Here is an 18,590-nt window from a genome sequence, read left to right as displayed (position 1 = left end):
CTCAGGCTACCTGAGCCGTGGCTAATTGAACTTCACGCTTGAGCAATAGGCTGTTTGGAACCCAATCGGCGATATCCTCGTCATTGCCCACATTACAGCCGTTCATAGCCGTTAGAATACACAAGTCAGTGAAGCAACGAGGCACCAAATCTGTCAAAATTTCTCGCTGGGTAACCCCGCTCAGCCTAACGGCTTGCTGGGTGCTGGGAATGATTACCAGTGTTTTGCTCAACACTCTAACTCAAGCCCAGCCAGCCCAATCCCAGACAATGTTCGAGAACGTTACAATTAGACCCAAGTTTTCGCCAGATCCCATGATCATTCGGGGCATTAGTGGCGGTTCTGTACCGGCGACTCAGATGGCTGGTCGGAAAGAAACACCAACGGGTCCATGCGTGGGGTTTGTGGATGAAGCGCCGAATCACACCATCAATTTGAAGGCATTTTTCAACTATTTGAGTCTGCAAGTAGAAAGTCCACAAGACACCACCATTGTTGTTAGTGGGCCAGGTGGTACTTGGTGTAACGATGACTTTCAGGGCAAAAATCCGGGTATTGCGGGTCAGTGGCAACCCGGTGCTTATAAAGTGTGGGTAGGTTCTTACAAGCAGAACAACTTTGACCCCTATATCATCAAAATGAGCGAAGTTCGGCTGCTCAATCCAGGGCCTTATCGACGGTAGGGGGCGTTAAGAAGCATAAAATGTCAGAAAGTTTCTCTGAACAAGACATCTCCGAATTTGGCGAATGGCGGCAAAAAATTGAGGAGGCTAACCGCAACAATATTTTTTGCCACTGCTGCACCTGTGGTGCCCAATGGGTAGATTCCTCCTTTGAGGCTGTCTGTAGTTGTGGTAGTTCTCAGGTGGAACGTATTTCGTGCTGGCAGTTTCCCGATGATTAAATCTCCTGAGCAGTTACCCTTTAAAGTGGAGGCGAAGCTACGGTAGAAAATTGAGCAAGGACAAGCTCATTGTAAGAAAAACTCTATGACTACTATCACCAGCGAAGAAATTGCACAGTATCAATCTGAATTGGCAGACTATCCAGAAGCCTTAGCTGCTTTTGACGTAATTGAGGAGTGGGAGCGTCTTGGTTGGCGTAAAGGTTGCGTTTGGGGTGGATGTTTAGGGGGCGACAAGCGCCCTAAAGGGTAAATTCTCCCAAACGGCTTTAACTGTTGCACCGACGAGATTTAGGTGCATGACACCATCCTTAATTTCCCCCAGCCAACACCGCCTTTGATGACAACAAATGGTGAAATAATACGCGCCTTCTTGGGTATAGTCATATCCTTTGAGGCGAATTGAGCGGCGATGATGTTTTTCCAGGTTATAGTTCATGTTTATCCATTGGATGCAACCCTCAGATTAGCCCTCATTTTTCACTCTCACCAGAAAATACTTCCAAAGCATTGATTTTGTAGGGGAGAAGCATTGCGACGATAAATCTTGAACCAATACTGAAAATGTACATATCGCAAATGCTTCGCCCTTCCACGCGATCGCGCTAGGGATGAAAATAATCGTAAATCTCTTGCGCTAAACGCGGCCCAATACCTGAAACTTCCGCTAACTGTTGCGGCGTTGCCTCGCGAATATAATCAATCGAGTGAAAATGCGCCAATAATTGCTTTTGCCGATGGAAACCCAATCCCGGAATTTCATCTAACCGGGAACGACGCATCTTGTCACTACGCTGCTGTCGGTGAAAACTCACGGCAAAGCGGTGCGCCTCATCCCGCAGACGCCGCAATAACTGCACCCCTGGTTGTTCTGCCTCCGTCGGCAATGGCAACGACTCACCGGGTAAAAAGATTTCCTCACGCTGCTTGGCTAAACTCACCACGCGCAAGTCTTCCATTAAATTCATATCTTGCAAGACAGCGACAACGGCGGATAACTGACCTTTGCCACCATCAATCATCACCAAATCAGGCCAATCTGAATTTCCTACTCGTTGCAAATTTGGGTCGTCTCCATACTTGCGGAAGCGACGACGGATGACTTCGGCAAGACTGGCAAAGTCATCAGAATGACCGGCTTTTACTTCTGGGTTTTTAATCTTGTAATGGCGATAGTGTTGCTTCGCGGGTTGCCCATTAATAAATACCACCTGCGAGGCAACCGCATTAGAACCCTGAATATGAGAAATATCGTAGCCTTCAATCCGATGCGGCAAGTCTGGCAGGTCAAGAATATCGGCTAAATCCTGCATTGCCTCGGTGTTGCGATCGCTAAATCGTTGAGTGCGTTCTAATTCATATTTAGCATTGCGTTCCACCATCTCAATCAGTTCCGCCTTAACTTGGCGTTGGGGAACTAAGAGGGTGACTTTACGACCTTTACGTTCACTGAGATACTCCGCCAACATCCCTGCTTCTGGTAACTCGTGCTGTACCAGAATCTCTGTCGGGATTTCCGCCGAGTCAGCATTTTGGTAGTGTTCCTCTAATACCCGTTGTAAAATTGCTCCTGGTGTTCCTGATTGAGCATCGGCAAAAAACCCCAAGCGTCCCACCAATCGACCGGCACGAGTTTGGAATAGCTGGATGCAGGCGTGTTGCTCATCTGCGGCAAGGGCGATCGCATCCCGTGAAACAGTATCATCCGGTAAGGACACTTTTTGGTCAGCACCTAAAGACTGAATCCCGGCAATCTGGTCGCGAATCCGTGCAGCTACCTCAAAATTCAGGGATTCAGCCGCCTGATTCATCGTTTCGGTCAGAATATCAATTAATTCCTCGGTTCGACCTTGAAATACCATCGCAATCTTTTGAATCGTTTTGCGGTACTCCTCTGGCGAAATCAGCTGTTGACACACACCCGGACAGCGCCCAATATCATAGTTGAGACAGGGACGGTCTTTAAATAACGGTTGCGGACGTTGCCGCATGGGGAAGAGTCGTTTGGCGAGACGAAGAGTTGTGCGCAGTGCGCCAGCATCGACAAATGGCCCGTAGTACCTATCTTTCTCCTTCGCCAAGCGTCGGTTGCGGGTGATGAAGATTCGCGGATATTCTTCTGACCAGGTAATCAGAATGTAGGGATACTTTTTATCATCTTTGAGCAGCACATTGAAGTAAGGTTGATGCTGCTTGATCAGATTGGCTTCTAATGCCAGAGCTTCGGCTTCGGTATCAGTGACAATGAACTCAATCTCCGCAACTTGCCGTACCATCATGGCAATGCGATCGCTGAGTCTCTGTGATTCGCGGAAATAAGAACGAACGCGCGATCGCAGTTTTTTGGCTTTACCAATATAGAGGATGCGATCGCTCGCATCACGCATCAGATATACCCCAGGCTCTTGAGGAATCTCCTTGAGGCGTCTTTCCAAGCGTTCCGGCTCTTTGACCAGCGTCAGAATTTTAGCAGATGTCGTCACGAGAAGGTACTTAAGGTTCTGGGTCTACCTCTAAATGATAGAAAAGACAGGCTGGTTTCACAGTAAGGTTTCTCTCGCTTTAAGGTACGGCAAACCCTTACTTTCAGCCTTAATCAGGCCAGAAATTCAGTTGTTTAGGTATCAAAAAGGTTCCTAGAAGCTCGCTTCCAATCTATGCTCACATCCGCTCGATATCAGGCAACTAAAACGAGAAAGGTATAACTCATGTACAGATAACGCTTTGATAATAAGTAATATCATGTCCGGGTAATTAGTTACGATATAAAATTTGCAAAGTTCTGATATCCCAAAATTTCAGCATCACTTTTATCGTAAGTGTTCAGGCGGACATGATATAATTGTACATCTTGCCTCACTTATTGTTGCCTCACTTATTGAAGTATTGGAGCGATTATCTAGCGATTTTCAATTGATTGCAACACAGCAGCTGGTAGGGCACGATAATATCGTGCCCTACTGTTTAAAGATGTTAATTTCACACTAGATAGAAACAGAAGCCGTGATTGGTTCAGCCTAGCCAGTCACAGGAGCGGCAACCGGAATTGTAGTGGTTTCAAGGCTGATAGAACCCGATGCTAACTCTATCTCATTAATTCCAAAAGCCTGAGAAAGAGTAAGGAAATTCGAGACATCCGAAGGAAGAGTTATTCCTAAAAGATTGGTAGCTTTAACGAATTCACTTAATACCAGATCTACACTAAAGTCTGCTTCTGCGGTCATTGTCGCAGGTCCAGATAAGGCTCCAGCGACGACAAGAGGGTTGACGCCATCAATTACGAAGGAGTTTGTATCATTCTGATACTCAACGGTAAAGTCAGTGGTTCCTGTTGTCGAAGTCAAATTACCACTTCCTGCAAACTGTACATTAAATACATCATCTAATGCTTCAATAACAGGAGCGGCCTCTGTAATCTTTAAAGCATCTAAAACGAAAGGTAAGCCTATCGTGATTTCACCATCAAGGAGGTCAGTAGTTATAGATGTTAGCAGGTCAGGAGGAACACAGAAACTACCTTGAAAATCTTGATTGATGCTCACGCCTAGCGGTAATTCTTCCCCTAAGTAATTTCCCACTAGCCCAACTACTAATGGGTTGAAGTTGACAATCCCATAAATATTACCAGCATAATCAAATGTGAGGGTTGGAGTTGGAGTTGGAGTTCCATTAAATGCGGAAAAAGGAGGATTAGCTGGGGTGGATTCCGTTGTGAAAAATGTATTTCCTAATGTGCTGATTAAATCACCTGGATCGGACAAATCGAATTGTTGATTTGCAAATTTGGCAAGCACTGAATCATCTGTTTGTAGATAATCTGCTGTATATGTACATGAATTTGTCATATTCGCTACCCTTGTTTTTCTCTAAGTTTGGACTACCTAAGCAGGTAAGTATAAATCAATGCAGCTATGGAAAGCGGTGTAAATTATCTTTAAATCAAGGGTATTGAGCAAGGACAATTTTTACATTACTTTACATAAAGCAGTTGAATTGCACCTACAAAGTTTAGAGCTGATGAGATGATGAAAAAAGTGTACCCGATGTTATATAAAAGAGATATTAAAAATAGTCTGAATGTATGATGCTCGGAGCTTACAATCTGTAACAAATTTATTGCTAGTTGCACTTAGGCGATTGCGGCGAAGAAGTTTTTTCTCTATCGCAAAAATCCAGCCATTCGATCCACCGCCCTTTCTAGAATGGCGGGTTCATGCACCAAAGCAAACCGGACATATCCTTCGCCAGCTTTGCCGAAACCGGCTCCCGGCGAAGCTGCTACTCCTGTTTTTTCAACAAGCTGAGTACAGAATTTGACAGAATCATTAGCCCAAGCTTCGGGTAATTTGGCCCAAATATACATGGTTGCGGCTGGAGTAGGAACCTGCCAACCAATGCGATGCAAGGCGTTAATGAATGCATCTCGTCGTTGTCGGAAAATCTCTACGGAGTTATGGACGCTATCTTGAGGGCCCCGTAAAGCTGCGATCGCACCATTCAAAATCCCTCGATATTGGTTGAAATCAACGGCTGCTTTCACCTGCCGCAATGCCCGAATCAGCTGAGCATTACCAATCGCGTAACCAATACGAAAGCCACCCATATTATAAGACTTGGAAAAGGTAAAAAACTCAATCGAGACTTCTTTATCCGGGTCAGCTTGCAAAATCGAAGGAGCGATCAATTTTGGATTTTGGATTTCGGATTTTGGATGGGGGGTTTCTCCGCTGTCTTCTACAAAGACTAAATCTGCATAGGGGAAGTCGTGAACTAAGACCAAGTCATGCTGGCGGCAAAACGCGACGGCCTCCTGGAAAAAGGACAAGGGCGCGATCGCAGTTGTAGGATTATGAGGATAGCTCAGCATCATCATGCGAGCTTGAGAGAGCACAGGTGTCGGAATCTCCTCAAATACTGGCAAAAAGCTGTTTTCTGCCAGAAGTGGCATGGGGTAAATCTGACCGCTGGCAAGATAAACCCCACCCGCATGGGACGGATAGCCGGGATCTAATAGCAGTGCAAAATCTCCTGGGTTTAGTACGGCTAGCGGTAAATGAGCAGTACCTTCTTGAGAACCAATCAGGGGAAGCACCTCAGTTTCTGGGTCAACTGGAACGCCAAATCTTTCGGTGTACCAGTCTGCGGCGGCCTGACGAAAGGCTTGGGTACCATGAAACAGCAAGTAGCCATGAGTACTCTTGTCCGACACAGACTCTCGGATCGCTGCCAGGACGTGTTCTGATGCCTGTAGGTCAGAAGACCCTAACGATAGGTCAATGATGTCCTGTCCAGAGGCTTTGGCTTTTGCCTTTGCCTGATCCATATCCGCAAACACATTGGTTTGCAGAGGTTGTAAACGCTTGGCAAATTGCATTGTTTTGTCAGGGGTCAAGCACTTTTAGATTTTGGATTTTCGAGCCACCCTGCCTGCTCCTATAAGTTTTAGTCGGGGATGAGGCTTGAGGATTCACCTCACCTCCTTGTATAAACTCAAGTTGGGATAGGCTTGGTTATAACGTTTAACTTTCAACGGTTCAACCTTCAACTCTCTGACAGTTGAGCTTCTATCAAACCTCCTAGTTTCTGCTTACTAATTGCTCCTTCATGGGATTGGGCGATCTCACCGTTCTTAAACAGAATAAGGGTGGGGACGCCTTCGACGTGGTACTTCTTCACCGTCTCAGGATTTGGATCGACTTCCATCTTGAAGACTTTTAGGCGATCGCTATAAGTATCCGCCACCCAGTCCACAGATGGTGATACCAAGCGACAAGGGCCACACCAAGATGCCCACAGGTAAACCAGTACAGGTTGCTCCGCTTTTAAAACCTCGGTTTCAAACTCGGAATCCGTAATTGAAATAGCGCTACTCACAACACCCTCCATGAATACAAGTACTTCTAGGCCAACTTACGCTCTATTGGTCGTTGTTGAAACTTTAGCCTGGATAGGCAAGTGAGCCAGTCTTCCTGTTACCTCACTTTAATACAGTAAATCAGTCCAAGCCTTTGGCGGTAAGAGTTATTACTTATCTTTATCAACTTATATAGTCATCAACAATTATTGATAATCTGCCTGCTCGACAGGAATGAACTAGTGCAAGTCGCTTCCGCGTCAGGCAACCACAATAATTAAGACCTGGATAGACTCTCTCCAAGCCACACCCCTATTGAGACTGGTGGGATTGAGGTTGAGTCGCCTATCAAGGTCTTTTTTTGCCGAGGATGTTGTCAAAAGCTTGCCGACGCTTATAAATTGTCGATTTGCTTTCGCAGAGCTTCCAATTCAGCGTCAACGGCTGAATTAGAGGAGGGAGAGGCTTTTTCCTGGGAGGCTGGTAGCGCTTGCTGTGAGACAGAACCTCCCGTTAACTGTGCTTTCATCTGCGCCAACTCATCATCAACGTCGCTGCCGCCTTCGAGCTGGGCAAATTGAGCTTCTAAGTTATTACCTGCCAGCTCATAGCCAGCCTGAGAACGAGCCTCCAGCTCCAAAACTTTGTCTTCCATTCGCTCAAAAGCAGCCATTGCCGAGCCGGTACCCAAGCGACCAATTGTACCTTGCAACTGCTCGTTGGCTTTAGCCGCCGCTGCACGGGACTTGAGCATATCTTTCTTGGTCTTAGCTTCGGAGATCTTACTTTCCAAAGCAATCAGGTTTTTCTTGAGGCTGTCTACCTGAGTAGTCTGCTGCTCCAGCATGGTTTTCTGAGTAGCAGCCGCTTCGGCAACAGCTTTCTTACGCAGAAGTGCCTCCCGCGCTAAATTTTCATCCCCTTTGCTGAGCGCGAGTTGGGCGCGGTTCTGCCAGTTGTTGGCTTCGGATTGATTTTTGTTGTATTGTTGCTCAGTGCGTTTTTGAGTGGCAATTGCCCTAGCCACTGCTTGGCGCAGTTGGATCAGGTCTTCTTGCATATCAATAATGGCTTGCTCCAGAATCTTTTCTGGATCTTCAGCCTTACTCACCATATCGTTCAGATTTGCTCTGACGACTCTGCTAAGGCGATCAAATAATCCCATGACGCTGTCTATCCTCTTGGAACGTATAAAGTAGTTGTAACGCAGACTCTAAGGCATCAGCCTGCTGCTGGTGCGTGCGATTTAAGCAATTAAGGCTATCCCATCTCTAGTCATTAAGCACAACTGTTCAGTCACTCAAAATACAGAGGCGCAAGCCATTGAAACAAGACGCTTTAATCCAGTGTAAAAACTTCCAACCAAAAAGCGCTAGCTTATAGCCCAGTTCTCGAATTCTCCCTTCCTGGGAGTGGGGAAGAGTAAAAGAGGACAATCTTTAACTCTTTACCTAGGATTATCAACAAACGTCACCCCTGTAGCCCTGCACCCGTCTCCACATCCTCTTCAATCAAGAGCGTTCTGTTTCAGATCTCAGTTTTTTCAGCTCGGCTTCAATTTCTGGATTTTGGGCAGATGGTGTCTGACTAGACGGTAATCTGGTCGATTCGGTGCCGCTCATCAAGTTAGCTTTCATTGCCGCCAACTCGCTATCTACCTCATCGCCCCCTTCAAGAGCCGCAAATCTCTTTTCCAAATCGCTGGTTCCCAGTTCGGCTATGGCTTCGGACTGGGCTTCGAGCTGCATTACTTTTTCTTCCATCCGCTCGAAGGCACTCAGGGCATTGCCCGTACCCATGTTACCCAGCATCTCGTTAATCTTCTGGGAAGCCTGAGCAGAGCGTGCCCTAGCGATATACAGGTCTTTTTTCGTTTTCGCTTCTGAGATTTTACTCTCTAGGGTTCGCATGTTTTCTTTGAGCTTGTTGACAACAGCACTTTGCTGCGTCAGCTGCGATCGCATCGCTTTTGAGGTCTCCTGATAGGATTTTCTCCGCGTCAGGGCTTCCCGTGCTAAGTTGTCATCCCCGTTTGCCAGTGCCAATTGAGCGCGATTGTACCACTCTTGGGCTGTTGTTTCAGCCTGAGCGGCTTGTCGCTCGGTGCGTTTTTGGGTAGCGATCGCCTGCGCTACAGCCTGCCGCAGCTGAATCAAATCCTGCTGCATATCCTCGACAGCTTGTTCCAGAACTTTCTCTGGGTCTTCGGCTTGCCCGATCAAACTGTTGAGGTTGGCGCGAATTACTCGCAGGATGCGATCGATCAATCCCATAGCAGCTCTCCATTCACATCACGGGTCGGGGGATTTATTAACATTATGGTATCTCAGAGTCAAGACCCGATTTTAGATATTGCATTGAAGATTAGCCCTAAGGATGATAGATCGAGGCGGTAACGCCCTGTTTCTTGAGTTTCTCCACTAAAGTTTTGGCCTGAGACTCACGCTTGAACGCTCCCATCTGAATCTGAGCACCTTGTGGAAAGCGTTCCACATAAGCATCAGGGACGATGGTTTTGACTTGCGCCAGATCGCGATCGCTACTGTAGTTACTCAACACGTAGTACCAAGTTCCCCTAGCGGGTGCAGGACTTGCTGCCGGTTGTGTTGCAGAGGTAGAAGCTTTCGGCTTCTGCTTGGCAACGGGTGTGGTCGGGGCCAATAAGGGCTTGGGATTGACAGCCGCTCGATTGGACTTACTCGCTCCGGGTACGGTGGTGGGTAGTGCGGGTAAGGGAGCCACGGGTGATACCGTAGATGGAATCGTTTGCGGCTGACCTGGGCTCGGCAGGAGTGCCGAAGATATATCTGAAGAACTTCCAGGAAGTGCTGAGTTGGGAATAACAGGCGGAGCTTGTTGTGTTACCCCAGAGTTAGGAACTTCTGGTTGCGCGGTAGCTGCCGATGGTATTGGCGTCGGACTGGGTTCCAAGTGACTCAAGGTATCTAAACTCACTTCAGGAAATTCCTGAGAAGCGAGATTAGGTCCTTTGATAGTTGGGGAATTTTCCTGGGCTGTCTTGTTGGCTGGGGCTGTCTCAGTTGGTTTTTGAGCTGTTGTCGTTGTCTTTGAGCCAAAGAATCGGTTGAGATTCAGCGCACTGAGCATGGAGGGATTCTTGAAGATGTAGAGCACAGTAGCGCCAGAAACCAGCAATAGTAATAGGGAACCGACCCCTAAAGGAGTCAGAAAGCGATCGGTAAAACGCTTGCGGGAGCGATCGCGAGCTTCTTCTTGGGCTAAACTCTGCAACAGTTTTTCAGATGATTCTAAATAATCCTCTGGTTGCGCTTGGGCGGCTCCGAAAGGCACCAAGTCACCGCTTACCTCGGCTGAGCTTTCCGAAGGAGTGAGCCGCCCAGTAACACCTGGGGCTGAATCATGAGCCGTCGTGTTAGTCCGTGAAGGAGCAACCAACGGCGCTGTTGGCTCAGTAAGGGTTGAGCCTGAGGACTCTAACTGACCCATTTGAGCCATTGGCTCATGATGCGTCTCCTCAGGTGGTGTGGTCGTTGGTGTCTGGTTCACCATCGCTAAGGGAAATGAAATCTGGGGAGCTGTACTCATCCCCAACGCTGGTCGTTGAGTTTTTTTGGCTCCTTGATCGACAGCTATCAACTCAAGCGGTTTACGAACCTGGTGACGACCAAGACCACTGGGTGACATGACGGGACGCCCTGCGCGTTGGCGTCGGTAGCGGGCTAATTCTTCTTCTAACTGCACATCAATGCTACCCAGAGCGGCCTGCAAAACTGGATTGATTGGCGGGTTGGAGAAGGTTGGAGTTGTGGACTCAAGTGTAGTATTTTGACTCATGAGGAAGGCTGGGGAGTGAGTTTTTGCGTTTAAAGCTCTGTTCAGAGCTTTCAATATAAGACTCTCGCTGTCAGTTTATTACAAGCTTTCGAGTTTTGAAGCGGTAGAGCAAGAAGATCTTGTGCATCTGCTGTTCCCCTAGATCACCAGTCCAGTAAAAGTATTTTACAAAAGCGGCAGAGTCTGAAATGTAGGCGAGAGGTTTATAGGAAACTACACCCTGTTGCTTTTGTCAACATCGAGTAATGGTCTCAATCATATATTAGGTAGGTGCGATTTAAAATCAGCCACAGTGACAAGAGCGAGTGATACTTCCATGCTTGCTCCCACGTTAGCCTGAAGTAGTGGAAGTCACAATAGCGCACTCAAGGCGACCCTATGCCACCTCCTTCACAGAGGCTGGGGGACTGGAAAAAATTAAGGGCGGGCATTAGGCCAAGGACTTGGATACTGGGTTTTCTTGCCAATCCCCACTCCGAAGCAGAAGTCTACGTAAAAATTACGAACTTCTTCAAGGGTTGTACCTGAACCGACGGTTTAGGCCATGATTAGTGCTTTAAACTTTGCTATTTCTAAATACATACGTCTTTCGGTTTAGCTTGATCCCTGTAAGGTTTTAAGAAAATCAAGTACATTTTTTTAAAAAATTCTGGTTTTGTTTGATTTCTTTACACTAATTATTTCTATATATAACGAGATACTAAAGAAAGTCTAAAGCTCTCAGTTAGGTAAGGAATTGCTCTAACCTAGGCTGGCTCACAGCTTGCTAGGTTTAAGAGACTCAAATACGAGATCGGAAAATTAAAGGGTTAGAAAACATAAACTCTTTATCAAAATACTCCAATGACGGCTTTAAATTATACAACCTCTGCTTGTCGGTGCTGTCGGTATTTTCAACCGGAGGGACGGCGTGGAGGCGTGTGTCAGCAACTCAGCGTCCCTGTCAGAGGTAGCTGGAAAGCCTGTTCTTTAGCTAGCTCACCTTTTGCACCCACTTGGGGGAGGATCGAAGGGATTTGGGGTAACGACCCGTTGGGGATCAAACAGAGTTTGGCGGCTAATTGCTCAATTAGCTCCTCAGAACAAGACCTCCCTGAAGAAAGCCACCGCTTGACGCCTGAAACATTGAAGGCTAACGTAGTACTTGCTATAAAATGAGAAAATCGTTTTGATTACGGACTAGATGAGCAGGGGAACAATCGTTGATTCCTACGCTAAAAATGAAAGCTTTAAAAAATCGTGGATTACAAGGTTCAAATAAAGATTAACAATTTCTGCCGATAGATATTATCCACAAAAATTGCCTACGGCAAGGCAAAAGATTAGACTTTTTGCCAAAATAATGGGAAGGGCAAGATGCCCTTCCCATTCGGGTCAGTAAAATTTTTGTGGCTTAGGCATAGGGTTTGGCGTGGAGAGGCGTCACGGTAACCAGGGGTATTGACGAAAATTGGGGGGACGCTTTTCTAGGAAGGCTTGTTTCCCCTCTGCTCCTTCCTCCGTCATGTAATAGAGTAAGGTGGCATTTCCGGCAAGTTCTTGCAGACCAGCTTGACCGTCACAGTCAGCGTTAAATGCCGCTTTCAAGCAACGGATGGCGATCGGGCTATGAGCTAAAATTTCATTTGCCCACTGCACACCCTCTGCCTCTAACTGCTCTACTGGTACAACACAGTTAACCAGACCCATTTCCAGTGCCTGAGAGGCCGTGTATTGACGGCAGAGAAACCAAATTTCTCGTGCTTTTTTTTGACCCACAACTCTGGCGAGATAGCTAGCGCCAAACCCGCCATCGAAACTCCCGACTTTAGGGCCAGTTTGACCAAAAATCGCGTTATCAGCCGCAATCGTCAAGTCACAGATTAGATGCAAGACGTGACCGCCACCGATCGCATATCCTGCAACTAAGGCAATCACCACCTTGGGCATGGAGCGAATCAGGCGTTGTAAATCGAGTACATTTAACCGAGGAACGCCTTCGTCGTCCACATACCCACCCTTACCTCGCACACTTTGGTCACCGCCAGAACAAAAAGCGTATTTCCCATCCGTATGAGGGCCAGCACCTGTAAACAGAACAATGCCAATCGTGGGGTCTTCACGAGCATCACAGAAGGCATCATAGAGTTCAAAAATCGTTTTGGGGCGAAAAGCATTGCGCTTGTGGGGACGATTAATCGTAATTTTGGCAATACCGGGAATTTTGTGGTATAGGATATCTTCGTAGGTTTTGGCGGTTTGCCAGTCAATTTGCATAATATCAGCTACTTCGAGACAACAATGGTGAGTGAACCAGTATTGAATCTATGACACAACAAGAACCAATACCACCCCTAACAAAACGGGAGTATTTCGCTTCCTTGGCACTACAAGGACTATTAAATAATCAATACACGATAAAACTGTTACTCAAAGAAACTCGTGGCGATTACGAACGAATTCCTGGATTATTGGCAGAGAGTGCTGTGAGAATTGCGGATTCGCTCCTTGAAAGATTGGAGAGGAATAACCCCTAGAGAACCTAGCGTAGAAAACTCAGGCAAACTGCCGCGCTTATGTGACACCCTGGCCTCAGTCCACCTGTGTCAACTTTCTTGCCCAGACAACTGATAGGCTGAAGGGAATTAATCAGATTCTGCGGTAAGAGGCTCCCTTGTTTTTCAGCGTTGTCATTCCCACCTATAATCGCAAGCCCATTCTTGAAAAATGCCTGAGAGCTATAGAACACCAGCAACTGAGGAATGGTAGTGTTGTTGAAGGCTACGAAGTGGTCTTAGTGGATGATGGCTCAACCGATGGTACCTTGGAGTGGTTAGAGTCCCACAAAAGCGAGTTTCCCCATGTGCGATCGCACGCACAAGACCACAAAGGCCCAGCCGCTGCCCGAAATTTGGGGGTAGAACAGGCAAAAGGTGACACCATTATCTTTATTGATAGTGACCTTGTTGTCACAGAACACTTTCTTCAAGCTCATGCCGATGCTTTAGTGCAGGGACAGCAGCAACTAGGGAGCGTTAGCGAAGCGGCTCCAGAGGAGCCTCGCTTCTTTACTTATGGCTGGGTGATTAATACCTGTAACTTTGAGAATCCCACATCAGAACCCTACAAACTTACGGATTTTTCAGCCGCGTATTTTGCAACGGGAAATGTTGCGATCGCACGTAAATGGCTGGAAAAGGTCGGACTCTTCGACACCCGCTTCCAACTCTACGGTTGGGAAGACTTAGAACTGGGTGTCAGACTCAAACAGCTAGGTTTAAAACTCATCAAATGCCCCGAAGCTGTAGGCTACCATTGGCATCCACCCTTTGCCTTAGACCAAATTCCCCCCATGATTGACCGAGAAATTCAACGGGGGCGCATGGGTGTTTTGTTTTATGAAAAGCACCCTACCTGGGAGGTACGGATGATGATTCAGATGACTTGGCTGCATCGACTGCTCTGGGGCATCCTTTCCATTGGTGGGAGGCTGAACGAACGAACAATGGCTCCTTTTTTACAATGGCTAATTAATCAAGGAAAATCCCAATTAGCCTTAGAAATTGCCCGGATTTTCCTCAATTGGTATAACGTCCAAGGAGTTTATGCGGCTTATTCCGAGATGCACCAGAAGAAGTAAAAGTGAACTACCCGACGCTCATTGCTAGGCAATAGAGCGCGTGCTTCCAATTTCTTCGGAACCTGCCTCTGAGAGGGTAGACTTTCGTCTCCCTCGCTTTGGACTTATAGCAAAAGACAGAAGGCAGAAGGCAGTCCCGATGAAAAAATTTCACAGCCATGTGTGAAATTGGTATTTCCCATTAGGTCATTGGTGCAATTTTCAGCACAATTAATCACTTCTATCCGAAAAGGAGCAAGAGACTCAAACCATTTAAATCCAAATCGAGTTACCTGAATCCTTACTGTGGGGTTATGATTTTTCGGCTTGATTTTTTAACCGCCAACCCGGTTTCACCACCTGCCGCGTCCGCGCCAGTACGAGGCAATCATCGGGTACATCTTCAGTTACAGTCGAACCGGCGGCAATCGTGACATCTTGCCCTAAGGTTAAGGGGGCGACGAGGACGCTGTTGGAGCCCGTTTTTGTGCGATCGCCAATTTGGGTACGATGCTTCTTCACACCGTCGTAGTTAGCGGTAATCGTTCCCGCACCAATATTGACTTTATTCCCTAGTTGTGCATCACCCAAATAAGATAAGTGTGCCACATTCGTGCGACCGCCTAGAGTCGTATTCTTCAATTCCACAAAATTGCCCACTCGGCAGGATTCCCCTACTTCCACATGACCCCGCAAATGAGCATAGGGGCCAATCCGGGTGCCGTCTTTGACCACGCTGTCGCTGATTACTGAGTACAGCACAGTCACATTCTCACCCAACTGGCTATTTTCAATTAAGCTACCAGGGCCAATGCGACTACCAGAGCCAATTTGAGTTTTTCCTCGCAAATGAGTTTGGGGTTCAATCGTCACATCCGGCTGCAATTTTACCGTGTCATCAATCGTAATGCTTGCTGGATCGACTAAAGTTACACCCCGTTCCATCCAGGCATCTTTGACCCGCGATTGCAAAATCTCATAAGCACAGGCAAGCTGTTTGCGGTCATTGATACCGCTAATCTCCTGCTCATCTTCTACATCCACTGCCATCACCGGCTCCAAGAATTTGACCATATCGGTGAGGTAATACTCCTTCTGGTCATTATTCGCCTCTAATTTTGGTAGCGCTTTTGCCAGTTGGGGCCAGTTGAAGCAATAAATCCCGGCGTTAATGCGGCGATTTTGCTTTTGTTCCGGTGTGCAGTCACGTTCCTCAACAATCTGTTTGAGCAGATTTTGACCGTCACAAAAAACTCGCCCATAACCTTTAGGATTGGACAAGTGGGCGGTTAGGAGAGTTGCGGCATTCTGATGAGTTTTATGCGTGTCTAACAGCTGTTTTATCGTGCTGGAGCGCAACAGGGGAACATCGCCATTCAGAACCAGCAACTCCTCGGTGAATCCCTCTAAGTAGGGTAGAAGTTGTTGGACAGCATGACCGGTTCCCAGTTGCTCCGTCTGTTCCACAAACTCCACAGTTGAATAGGCTTCCAGAGACTTTTTGACCCGCTCACTCTGATAGCCTACAATCACAAGAATTCGTGAGGGAGTCAATGAGAGACAACTCTTGAGAACTCGTTCAACCAGTGAAACAGAGCCCAATGTGTGACAGACCTTGGGTAGGTCTGATTTCATCCGCGTCCCGCGTCCTGCTGCTAGAATCGCTACTGCAACCATGATGTGCTATCAGCTTTCAGCTATCAGTTTTCAAAATTTTGCTCACTGATGATAACAGTTAGAGGAAACATAGACAAATTTTGTATCACCGATATTCAACGGAGCAACTTGCGGCTGACGATTCATGCTCAAAGAGCGGATTGCACTGAGTCTCTCAGATGAGAGGTCTTAATAAATTCAGTAAACTGCTGGGAGAGCTTGGGGTTGCGCCAACCTCGTTGGGTTTCCTGAACCATAATTTCTAAAGCCTCGGCTACAGTAAAGGCTCGTTTGTAAGGACGCTCACTTGTCAAAGCATCGTAGATATCGATGACTTGAAACACTTGCGCCAGATAGGGAATTTCATCCTCAACCAAACCGTCCGGATAACCCGTCCCGTCCCAGCGTTCGTGGTGATAACGAATAATCGGGAGTACACCCCGCATAGAGCGCAACGGTTTACAGATTTTTTCGCCAATCAGGACGTGATTGGTCATGATTTGCCGCTCTTCGGGAGTAAATGAGCCTTTTTTCAACAGCACGGCGTCGGGAATTCCGACTTTGCCGATGTCGTGAAGATAGCCACCCCACATCAAATTCCGAATGTCTGTTCTTGGCAGTTGGATGTATTCACCAAAGGCTTTGCCCATTGCTACGAGTCGCTCACAGTGGTCACCTGTATTGGGGTCACGGCTTTCAACAGCTCTGGCAATGGAAAAAAGAACCTGTTCGGCGTGGTCTAAATCTTCGTTAAGGCGCTTTTGATGGACTAGGGACTTGACTCGCGCCGCCAGCTCCAGCCGATCAAAGGGTTTGCTCAAGAAGTCATCTCCCCCAGCTTCTATCCCCATGATGCGCGATCGCTTATCATTGAGCGCTGTGATAAATACCACCGGAATCAGGCGAGTCTGCTCATCTTCCTTGAGACGCCGGCATACCTCATACCCATCCATTCCTGGCATCATGACGTCCAAGAGAATCAAATCGGGATTGCCCTCTACAACGCGCTTTAGAGCAATTGGGCCACTTTCTGCCTCCAGCACCTCGTAGCCCTCCACTGACAAAAGCGCTACAGCGGTCATCCGACTGGAGGGATGATCGTCAACAACGAGGATTTTGGGTTGATCGGAATCCGGAGAAATTAGATCGGAAGCACTCGTTCCCGATCTGGCTAACATCGAAGCACCTAATGTATCCAACATGATCTAGGACGGGCACAGGCTTTTATTATGCCTAAAAGAACTTATTTTCGCAATCAGACTTTTTCCGATTGCTTGGTGTATCGCTATTCAATTATTTATTTTTTATATTTTAAGCTTCAACGCCTTCACTTGAAACATTTATTTATATTTTTAAATACTTAGGCTCCGAACATTCCAAATTGGTCAAGATTACAGCGTCATTATCAAGACTGCTCTGCATTGGTTCCTTCAATAAACACAGATGAACGCCATAAAAGCTATTTCTTAAAAAAGATTTTCGGCTACGCTTTAAGAATTGTTGATGACTTTTCATGAAAGATTCTTTGGGTATATTTTTTAGTTCGCAATGGGGAGTGTGGCTAAATCTTGAAAGGGATTAGCGTACCGAGGCGAAGTATGATTCTGCGTTACCATCCGTTAAACATCATTACGTTCTTCCCAAGACCAACGCTTCTGCCAACGAGACGTTGGCTCTAGGGAAGATGCCTGTTGTTCCATTTGACGACGCTGTAAAATAATTGGGGCTGGATCGCCCAGCTGAGGGTCGCGGTAAGGCACAGCCGCACGAGTCTGCAAATGTTCTTGCGATCGCAACGGCAAAGATGGCAGATCTGTATCAGTGAAACTGGCGATAGTTCCCGGTTGCCGACCTCTCAGGGGTGGGGTGAAACCAATCTTAAAGCCAGCAGTTAGGAGCGCACTCCGCACAGAGGCGGCACAGGAGTAAGTGGCAAGTCTGCCAGTTGGTGCACAGCAGTGAGCTAACTGCTGAAAGAATTCAACCGTCCATAACTGAGGACAACGGCGGGAAGAGAAGGGGTCGAGAAAAATGGCATCCGCTTGAAAATTGGATTGACGCAACTGCCCAAGAGTGGCTCTAGCGTCACCGATGAGTAATTGAGCGTCAAGTCGATGGGTTTGAACCTTCAAAGAAGTGGCTAAAACTTCCAACAATTCAGGGATAGGCTGACTCCAAACATTAAGTAAATTATGTGCGATCGCACTTTGGGGTACCGTTGCGTCTAATTCCAAAGCCATCAGTTCAACGTGGCAGTTGGGATTAGTTTCCCAAATTACCTCTAGAGCCGCTGCGCTGTTGTAACCTAGACCATAACAGACATCCAGCAATCGCACCACGGGCTGTTGGGCTTTCTGGGCAATCTGGCAAGGTTCCACAAACTTCACCAGCGCTTCTTCTTTTGCGCCCTGAGTACTATGAAAGAATTCACCAAATTCAGACGAAAAGAAGGTGAATGAGCCATCAGCGGTTGGCTGTGGAGTGAAGGTGCGGCTATCTTGCATTCAGTGAAACGAGAATGTAGGGAATCGAGCTGAGTCTGTTTTCAAGTGTAATGAGTTGCTACTACAGGGCGTCTCATTTGCTTAAAAACTTGTAATTAGACCTCTTGCATAAATCCTGGAATGCCCCCTAAATCCCCCAATTCTGGGGGACTTTCAGATTCCGGTTCCCCTCAAAGTTGGGGGGTTAGGGGGGCAAAAATTGACTTTTGCAAGAGGTCTCATATCTACATTTAGTTAGATGAATTGAAATGAGTTCTT

The 18,590-nt window shown here is 47.1% G+C and carries 19 protein-coding genes; 6 read left to right on the top strand and 13 right to left on the bottom strand.

What is annotated here, in order from left to right; genetic code table 11:
* Nucleotide 1: 1 nt before the first annotated feature.
* Nucleotides 2-232 carry a hypothetical protein gene (locus V6C93_RS23365; RefSeq protein ID WP_333479076.1) on the bottom strand — a complete coding sequence of 77 codons (231 nt, stop codon included), beginning with the start codon at nt 230-232 and terminating at the stop codon, nt 2-4.
* On the opposite strand from V6C93_RS23365, the gene V6C93_RS23360 reads away from it, so the two are divergent.
* The 3 genes from V6C93_RS23360 to V6C93_RS23350 all read left to right on the top strand — a co-directional run bounded on the left by V6C93_RS23360 (nt 210) and on the right by V6C93_RS23350 (nt 1,157).
* The gene (locus tag V6C93_RS23360) at nt 210-683 is read left to right on the top strand and encodes a hypothetical protein (protein ID WP_333479075.1); all 474 of its coding nucleotides are present in this window, start codon (nt 210-212) and stop codon (nt 681-683) included. The genes V6C93_RS23365 and V6C93_RS23360 overlap by 23 nt on opposite strands.
* Nucleotides 684-703: 20 nt before the next feature.
* Complete coding sequence (locus V6C93_RS23355) at nt 704-904, top strand: hypothetical protein (RefSeq protein WP_333479074.1); 201 nt, start codon at nt 704-706, stop codon at nt 902-904.
* Nucleotides 905-989: 85 nt separating this feature from the next.
* On the top strand, nt 990-1,157 hold the full coding sequence (locus V6C93_RS23350) for a hypothetical protein (RefSeq protein WP_333479073.1): 168 nt from the start codon (nt 990-992) through the stop codon (nt 1,155-1,157).
* Here V6C93_RS23350 and V6C93_RS23345 read toward each other — a convergent pair.
* The 8 genes from V6C93_RS23345 to V6C93_RS23310 all read right to left on the bottom strand — a co-directional run bounded on the left by V6C93_RS23345 (nt 1,128) and on the right by V6C93_RS23310 (nt 10,574).
* Entirely contained in the window at nt 1,128-1,343 is a 216-nt protein-coding gene (locus V6C93_RS23345; RefSeq protein ID WP_333479072.1) for a hypothetical protein, read from the bottom strand. The two genes, V6C93_RS23350 and V6C93_RS23345, sit on opposite strands and share 30 nt — an antisense overlap.
* 166 nt (nt 1,344-1,509) lie before the next feature.
* A complete protein-coding gene (uvrC, locus tag V6C93_RS23340; RefSeq protein WP_333479071.1) occupies nt 1,510-3,387 on the bottom strand; it encodes an excinuclease ABC subunit UvrC in 1,878 nt (625 codons plus the stop codon).
* A 534-nt stretch (nt 3,388-3,921) separates the two neighbouring features.
* The gene (locus V6C93_RS23335) at nt 3,922-4,749 is read right to left on the bottom strand and encodes a hypothetical protein (RefSeq protein ID WP_333479070.1); all 828 of its coding nucleotides are present in this window, start codon (nt 4,747-4,749) and stop codon (nt 3,922-3,924) included.
* A gap of 314 nt (nt 4,750-5,063) precedes the next feature.
* Nucleotides 5,064-6,278, bottom strand: coding sequence for an LL-diaminopimelate aminotransferase (locus V6C93_RS23330; RefSeq protein ID WP_333479069.1), 1,215 nt, complete (start codon nt 6,276-6,278; stop codon nt 5,064-5,066).
* 167 nt (nt 6,279-6,445) lie between these two features.
* Nucleotides 6,446-6,790, bottom strand: coding sequence for a thioredoxin (gene trxA, locus V6C93_RS23325; RefSeq protein WP_349262814.1), 345 nt, complete (start codon nt 6,788-6,790; stop codon nt 6,446-6,448).
* A gap of 362 nt (nt 6,791-7,152) precedes the next feature.
* Nucleotides 7,153-7,923, bottom strand: coding sequence for a PspA/IM30 family protein (locus V6C93_RS23320; RefSeq protein ID WP_333479067.1), 771 nt, complete (start codon nt 7,921-7,923; stop codon nt 7,153-7,155).
* Between the two features lie 346 nt (nt 7,924-8,269).
* Entirely contained in the window at nt 8,270-9,031 is a 762-nt protein-coding gene (locus tag V6C93_RS23315) for a PspA/IM30 family protein (protein WP_333479066.1), read from the bottom strand.
* A 97-nt stretch (nt 9,032-9,128) separates the two neighbouring features.
* Nucleotides 9,129-10,574 (bottom strand): hypothetical protein, encoded by a 1,446-nt coding sequence (locus V6C93_RS23310; protein WP_333479065.1) that lies wholly within the window; start codon nt 10,572-10,574, stop codon nt 9,129-9,131.
* A gap of 843 nt (nt 10,575-11,417) precedes the next feature.
* Here V6C93_RS23310 and V6C93_RS23305 point away from each other — a divergent pair.
* A complete protein-coding gene (locus tag V6C93_RS23305) occupies nt 11,418-11,732 on the top strand; it encodes a hypothetical protein (protein ID WP_333479064.1) in 315 nt (104 codons plus the stop codon).
* 264 nt (nt 11,733-11,996) lie between these two features.
* Here the strand turns inward: V6C93_RS23305 and menB are convergent, their stop codons facing one another.
* Entirely contained in the window at nt 11,997-12,830 is an 834-nt protein-coding gene (menB, locus tag V6C93_RS23300; protein WP_333479063.1) for a 1,4-dihydroxy-2-naphthoyl-CoA synthase, read from the bottom strand.
* A gap of 50 nt (nt 12,831-12,880) precedes the next feature.
* Here menB and V6C93_RS23295 point away from each other — a divergent pair, with 50 nt between their 5' ends.
* Both V6C93_RS23295 and V6C93_RS23290 read left to right on the top strand, forming a co-directional pair.
* Entirely contained in the window at nt 12,881-13,090 is a 210-nt protein-coding gene (locus V6C93_RS23295) for a hypothetical protein (RefSeq protein WP_333479062.1), read from the top strand.
* A 137-nt stretch (nt 13,091-13,227) separates the two neighbouring features.
* Nucleotides 13,228-14,193, top strand: coding sequence for a glycosyltransferase family 2 protein (locus V6C93_RS23290; protein WP_333479061.1), 966 nt, complete (start codon nt 13,228-13,230; stop codon nt 14,191-14,193).
* Nucleotides 14,194-14,484: 291 nt separating this feature from the next.
* On the opposite strand, the gene glmU is transcribed toward V6C93_RS23290, so the two are convergent.
* The 3 genes from glmU to V6C93_RS23275 all read right to left on the bottom strand — a co-directional run bounded on the left by glmU (nt 14,485) and on the right by V6C93_RS23275 (nt 18,332).
* The gene (glmU, locus tag V6C93_RS23285) at nt 14,485-15,849 is read right to left on the bottom strand and encodes a bifunctional UDP-N-acetylglucosamine diphosphorylase/glucosamine-1-phosphate N-acetyltransferase GlmU (RefSeq protein ID WP_333479060.1); all 1,365 of its coding nucleotides are present in this window, start codon (nt 15,847-15,849) and stop codon (nt 14,485-14,487) included.
* A gap of 128 nt (nt 15,850-15,977) precedes the next feature.
* Nucleotides 15,978-17,006 (bottom strand): two-component system response regulator, encoded by a 1,029-nt coding sequence (locus tag V6C93_RS23280; protein ID WP_349262815.1) that lies wholly within the window; start codon nt 17,004-17,006, stop codon nt 15,978-15,980.
* 441 nt (nt 17,007-17,447) lie between these two features.
* Entirely contained in the window at nt 17,448-18,332 is an 885-nt protein-coding gene (locus V6C93_RS23275; protein WP_333479058.1) for a tRNA (5-methylaminomethyl-2-thiouridine)(34)-methyltransferase MnmD, read from the bottom strand.
* Nucleotides 18,333-18,590 lie beyond the last annotated feature (258 nt).

Source organism: Allocoleopsis sp., from assembly GCF_036703385.1.
Taxonomy (GTDB): domain Bacteria; phylum Cyanobacteriota; class Cyanobacteriia; order Cyanobacteriales; family Coleofasciculaceae; genus Allocoleopsis.
This window is presented reverse-complemented; position numbering and strand designations above follow the sequence as displayed.